This is a genomic window from uncultured Thermus sp. (assembly GCF_938010445.1).
GTDB classification, from domain to species: domain Bacteria; phylum Deinococcota; class Deinococci; order Deinococcales; family Thermaceae; genus Thermus; species Thermus altitudinis.
This window is the reverse complement of the sequence record NZ_CALLUR010000009.1, coordinates 1-5,112: the sequence shown is the minus strand read 5'-3', so window position 1 is coordinate 5,112 and position 5,112 is coordinate 1. Positions and strand designations below refer to the sequence as shown.

General features: G+C 65.7%; 6 protein-coding genes. 1 reads left to right on the top strand and 5 read right to left on the bottom strand.

The annotated features are described in order from the left end of the window. Positions 1-114 precede the first annotated feature (114 nt). Positions 115-537, bottom strand: a complete 423-nt coding sequence (locus tag Q0693_RS00630) for a hypothetical protein (RefSeq protein ID WP_298628252.1) — start codon at positions 535-537, stop codon at positions 115-117. 166 nt (positions 538-703) lie between these two features. Here Q0693_RS00630 and Q0693_RS00625 point away from each other — a divergent pair, with 166 nt between their 5' ends. Next, complete coding sequence (locus tag Q0693_RS00625) at positions 704-1,747, top strand: quinone-dependent dihydroorotate dehydrogenase (RefSeq protein WP_298628249.1); 1,044 nt, start codon at positions 704-706, stop codon at positions 1,745-1,747. A gap of 118 nt (positions 1,748-1,865) precedes the next feature. On the opposite strand, the gene Q0693_RS00620 is transcribed toward Q0693_RS00625, so the two are convergent. From Q0693_RS00620 to Q0693_RS00605, 4 genes are all read right to left on the bottom strand, one after another. Beyond that, complete coding sequence (locus Q0693_RS00620; RefSeq protein ID WP_298628246.1) at positions 1,866-3,146, bottom strand: dihydroorotase; 1,281 nt, start codon at positions 3,144-3,146, stop codon at positions 1,866-1,868. 18 nt (positions 3,147-3,164) lie between these two features. Continuing rightward, entirely contained in the window at positions 3,165-4,070 is a 906-nt protein-coding gene (locus Q0693_RS00615; protein ID WP_298628243.1) for an aspartate carbamoyltransferase catalytic subunit, read from the bottom strand. Beyond that, positions 4,067-4,612 (bottom strand): bifunctional pyr operon transcriptional regulator/uracil phosphoribosyltransferase PyrR, encoded by a 546-nt coding sequence (pyrR, locus tag Q0693_RS00610; RefSeq protein WP_243030421.1) that lies wholly within the window; start codon positions 4,610-4,612, stop codon positions 4,067-4,069. Before pyrR ends, Q0693_RS00615 begins: the two co-directional genes overlap by 4 nt. A gap of 210 nt (positions 4,613-4,822) precedes the next feature. Beyond that, the coding region (locus tag Q0693_RS00605) for an SPW repeat protein (protein ID WP_298628239.1) at positions 4,823-5,112 on the bottom strand (290 nt) is incomplete at its 5' end.

Below are 5,112 nucleotides of genomic sequence, written 5' to 3'. Positions count from 1 at the left end.
GAAGTACGGGAAGTTCCAGGCGCAAGGCGTCCTTCATCTAATCCCTATCATAGCCCGGAAGAAGGGGAAGAAAAAACCCGAGGGCACAAAGCCCCCGGGGCGTGGCCCGGTTCCCTACAGGCCCACGGTCACCAAGGCCTTTGGCTCTTTGAGTTTGAGGGTGACCATGCCCGCAGGCAGGCCCTGGACCTCGAGGCCCAGCCAAAACTTTCCTTGGGCGACGCCCTGGGTGAGGTTTTTCCCGCCAAGGGAAAGAGAGGTGCTCTGGGTGCCCGAGAACGAGGCTTCGCCTACCTTCTCATCGGAGTCTCCCGGGGTGCAGGTGTAGACTGGGATATTGTAGATACTGAGGTCAGAACAGTTGGGGTCGGAGGCGGGGACAAGGAGGCGCGCATAGAAGCCCAGGGTAGCGTTGAGGGCTGTGTCCGCCTCGAGGGTGCCCGTAATGGCCACGGCCTGTGGGGCAACGGGGGGTGGGTTGAAGGCCAGGGCGTCTTTGGGGTAGAGGATTCTGCCCTTGGTCTCGAATAGAACCATAGCCTTAAATTCCTGCTCTGGCAAAGGGATCTGAAGGGTTACCGAGCAGGCTGCCAGCAGGGGGAGAAGGCTCGCCAGGATGAGGGGGAATCCCCGGATGCCAGGCGTCCTCATGGGGGTGAGTTTACCCCAAGGCCTGCTCCCGGTCGGGGTACCATGGACCCGTATGCACCGCCTGCTCTTTGCCCTGGACCCGGAGGAAGCCCATGAGCTCACCCTGAGGGTCCTTTCCCTGTGGTCGGAAAGGGGCCCCCTTTTGGAGGTCCCCGCCAGGCTCCTCCGGGTGGAGGACCCAAGGCTTCAGGTGGAAGCCCTTGGCCTACGCTTTCCCAACCCCTTGGGCCTGGCGGCGGGTATGGACAAGGATGCCCGGGCCCTGGGGGCCTGGTGGGCCTTGGGCTTCGGCTTTGCCGAGGTGGGGACCCTCACCCCTAGGCCCCAGGAGGGAAACCCCAGGCCCAGGCTTTTCCGGCTGGTGGAGGACCGGGCTCTTATCAACCGCATGGGCTTTAACAACCGGGGGGCGGAGGAGGCGGCCAGGAGGCTCTGGCGCTTTCGGGAAAGGGGGCTGGCCTTCCCGGTGGGGGTGAACCTGGGGAAGAACCGGGATACCCCCTTGGAGCGGGCGGCGGAAGACTACCTAAGGGCCCTCCAGGCCCTGGAGCCTTATGGGGACTATTTCGTCCTCAACGTGAGTTCCCCCAACACCCCGGGGCTTCGCACCCTCCAGGAGGGCCCCTTCTTGGACGAGCTCCTCTCCCAGCTCCGCCCGGCCACCCCTAAGCCCCTCCTCCTCAAGGTGGCCCCGGACCTCTCATGGGAGGCCTTGGACCAGGTGGTGGAGCTTTGCCGAAAGCACGGGCTTGAGGGCTTGGTGGCGGTGAACACCACCCTGGAGCGGCCCGGCCTCCAAAGCCCCTGGGCCCGTGAGGCCGGGGGGCTTTCGGGAAGGCCCTTAAAGGGAAAGGCCCTGGAGGTGTTGCGCCACCTTTCCCGGGTGGAGGGCCTCACCCTGGTGAGCGTGGGAGGAGTGGAGGGCCCGGAGGATGTTTGGGAGCGCTTGAAGCTGGGCGCCCGGTTGGTCCAGGTCTACACCGGCTTGGTCTACGGAGGACCCCTTTTCCCCCGCCGGGTGCTAAAAGGGCTTCTGAAGCTTATGGAGGCGGAGGGGGTGCGGAGGCTCGAGGAGGTTTGGCCCCCTACACCGTGAGGCCACCCCCACGGGATAGCCCCCCTTCCACCGGGAGGACCTGGCGCCAGGCCCGGGCGGTGGCCCGGCCCACCCCTTCCCGGCGAGTCCCCTGCGGGTTGGCTTCCAGGGGACCCGGTTATGCCAGCGCCTGGTATACCGCCCGTCCCTCCACCAGGGTTAGGACCGGCCACCCCCCTAAGACCCAGCCCGCCCAAGGGGAGAAGCGGGCTTTGGAGGCGAAGGCCTTGGGGTCCACGGGGCGTTCCTTGGGGTCCAGCAGGACCAGGCTGGCCTCGGCGCCCTCCTCCAGGTGCAGGGGCTTGAGGCCGAGGACCTTCCTTGGGCCATCGGTGAAAAGCTCCACCAGGCGGCTTAGGGGGAAGCCCCGCTTCAGGTGAAGCTCGGTGTAAAGGAGGGGGAAGGCCACCTCGAGGCTGGGAATCCCAAAAGGAGCCCTTAGGAGGTCCATCTCCTTCTCCGCCTGGGTGTGGGGGGCGTGGTCGGTGGCGATGGCGTCCAGGGTGCCGTCCAGAAGCCCTTCTATAAGGGCTTCCACGTCCTCTGGGGTGCGGAGGGGTGGGGCGACCTTGAAAAGGGGGTCAAAGGAGCGGAGGGCCTCCTCGGTGAGGGTAAGGTGGTGGGGGGTGGCCTCGGCGGTCACGGGAAGCCCGGCCCTCTTGGCCTCCCGCAGGAGCTCTAGTCCGCGCTTGGTGGAAAGGTGCTGGATGTGGAGGTGGGGCCTTTTCGGGCTGCGGCGCAGGGCGTAGCGCAGGACCTCCAGGTCCCGGGCGATCCGGGCAGCCTCCGCCTCCGGCGGGTTTCCGGGAAGGCCTAGGAGGTCGGCTAAAGGACCGTCGTTCATCACCCCGCCCCGGCGCAAGGAGGCGTCCTCCGCATGCACCGCCACGGGTAGGCCCAAGGGGGAGGCCTGCAAGAGCCCCGCCGCCAAGATCCCCGCATCCTCATTGGTGTGGCCGTCGTCGGTGAGGAGGGAGGCCCCAGCCTCCTTCAGGAGGCCGGCTTCCGTGAGGGCCTTTCCCTCTTGGGCTTGGGTTAGGGCCGCGGCCGGGTGGAGCCGGGCTAGGCCCAGGGCCTGGGCCTTCTTCCTTAGGGCCCGCACCGCCTCGGGGGTGTCCACGGGCGGGGAGGTGTTGGGCATGGAGACGATGTCCGTGTACCCGCCCCGCACGGCGGCAAGAAGCCCCGTGGAAAGCTCCTCCTTCACCTCCTGGCCCGGTTCCCTAAGGTGGGCGTGGAGGTCCACAAAGCCAGGGGCAAGGTAAAGGCCCCTGCCGTCCATGACCGTTTCCGCCTTCCCGCCATGGAGGCTCAGGATCCGGCCTTCCCCGATGAGTACGTCCACAGGACCCCTTTCCCCAAGGGCGTCCACCAGCTTGACGTTTTTGATGAGCAACATGCCGTGCCTCCTTTGGCCCTACCGCTCCTTCCCCACCAGGAGGTGGTAGAGGACCGCCATACGTACCGCTTGGCCATTTCGCACCTGGCGGTTCACCAGGCTTCTTTCCGAGTCCGCCAGCGTGCCCTCCAGCTCTATGTCCCGGTTCATGGGGCCAGGATGAAGAAGGGGGGCGTTGGGTTTCGCCTTTCTTAGGCGTTCCTCCGTCACCTGGTAGTGGGTGATGTAGTCCTGGAGGTGGATAAGACCTGCCTCCATGCGCTCCTTCTGGAGCCTTAGGACCATGACCGCATCTGCCTCCGCCAGGGCCTCTTCCAGATGGGGGGTGAGCCTAGCCCCGGGAAGGGTTTGGGGGAGAAGGGTGGGGGGGCCTGCCACCCAGACCTCGGCCCCGAGGAGGGGCAGGAGCTCCACGTTGGAGCGGGCCACCCGGGAGTGGAGGATATCCCCCACGATGGCGATCTTCTTGCCCTCCAGGGTGCCCAGGGCCTCCAGGAGGGTGTAGGCGTCCAAGAGGGCCTGGGTGGGGTGGGCCCGGCGCCCGTCCCCGCCGTTGATGACCACGCCCTTCACCCAGCGGGTGGCCTGGTGGGGAACCCCGGCGCTATCGGCCCGGATGACGTAGGCGTCTATGCCCATGGCCTCGAGGGTCAGAAGGGTATCCTTGTAGCTTTCCCCCTTCTGCAGGCTGCTGGCCTGAGCGGCAAAGGAGACCACATCCGCGGACATGCGCCTGGCGGCCAACTCAAAGGAGATGCGGGTGCGGGTGGAGGGTTCAAAGAACACCGTGGCCACGGTGAAGCCCTGGAGGGCGGGCACCTTTTTCACCGGTCTTTCCAGCACCTCGGCCATGACGCGGGCGGTGTCCAGGAGGTTTTCCACCTCGGGCCGGGTCCAGCCCTGGAAGTCCAGGAGGTGCCTCATGCCTCCTCCTTTTCCCAAAGCTCCACCCGGTCCTCGCCGTCCACTTCCGAGAGTTTCACCTTGACCACCTCGTTTCTGGCGGTGGGCACGTTCTTGCCCACGAAGTCGGCGCGGATGGGGAGTTCCCTATGCCCCCGGTCCACCAGGACCGCCAGGTAGATGCGCCTGGGGCGTCCCAGGTCCATGAGGGCATCCAGGGCAGCCCGGGCGGTGCGGCCCGTGTAGAGCACATCGTCCACCAGGACCAAGGCCTTCCCCGTGATGTCAAAGGGGATCCGGGTTTCCCGCACCTGGGGCCTGACCCCGATCTCGGAGAGGTCGTCCCGGTAGAGGGTGATGTCCAAAATCCCTACCGGCACCTCCTTCCCCTCAAACTCCCGGATGTAGCGGGCGATGCGTTCCGCCAAGGGGATGCCCCGGGTATGGATGCCGATGAGGGCCAGCCCTTCCACCCCCTTGTTGGCCTCTACGATCTCGTGGGCGATGCGGTATAGGGCCCGGCGCATCTCCTCGGCGTTTAAAAGCTCGGCCTTAAAGCGCACGGTTCACCTCCAAAAAGAAGCGGAGGCCAAAGCCTCCGCCTGGCTTCTTCCCTTTGTTGCCTTTATATCGCTCCATTTTTCCCCCTTTCCGGCCTCGCGGGACCGGTTTAAAGGCCATTCCCACCTTACACCCGGAAGGGGATGCTGGCAAGGGGGAAGTCCCGCCTGGGTTAGGCTCCAGGCGGGAGCGTTTGCGCGAGGAGCTTGGGTTTAGGCGGCCTTGGGCTTTTCCCGGGTGACGCTTAGGGCTAGAGCCCCCACAAGAAGGCCCACGATAACGGCGTTCCACATGGCGTTCCCCATTCCGCTAAAGCCCAGGATCCAGGGGGAGAGGAGGAGCCAGACACCCAAGACCACGCTCACCCACTCCTCCCACATGGGGCCACCCCTAAGGTGCATAAGGGCCATGAGCCCCACCACCACCCCCACGAGGACCGCATTCCACATGGCGGCGGGGGTGCCGCTAAATCCCAAAAGCCACGGGGAAAGGATGAGCCAAA

Excerpts from the sequence above, each read along its gene's own strand:
- Q0693_RS00630 (WP_298628252.1), bottom strand. The coding sequence starts at position 537 with ATGGTTCTATTCGAGACCAAGGGCAGAATCCTCTACCCCAAAGACGCC.
- Q0693_RS00625 (WP_298628249.1), top strand. The coding sequence starts at position 704 with ATGCACCGCCTGCTCTTTGCCCTGGACCCGGAGGAAGCCCATGAGCTC.
- Q0693_RS00620 (WP_298628246.1), bottom strand. The coding sequence starts at position 3,146 with ATGTTGCTCATCAAAAACGTCAAGCTGGTGGACGCCCTTGGGGAAAGG.
- Q0693_RS00615 (WP_298628243.1), bottom strand. The coding sequence starts at position 4,070 with ATGAGGCACCTCCTGGACTTCCAGGGCTGGACCCGGCCCGAGGTGGAA.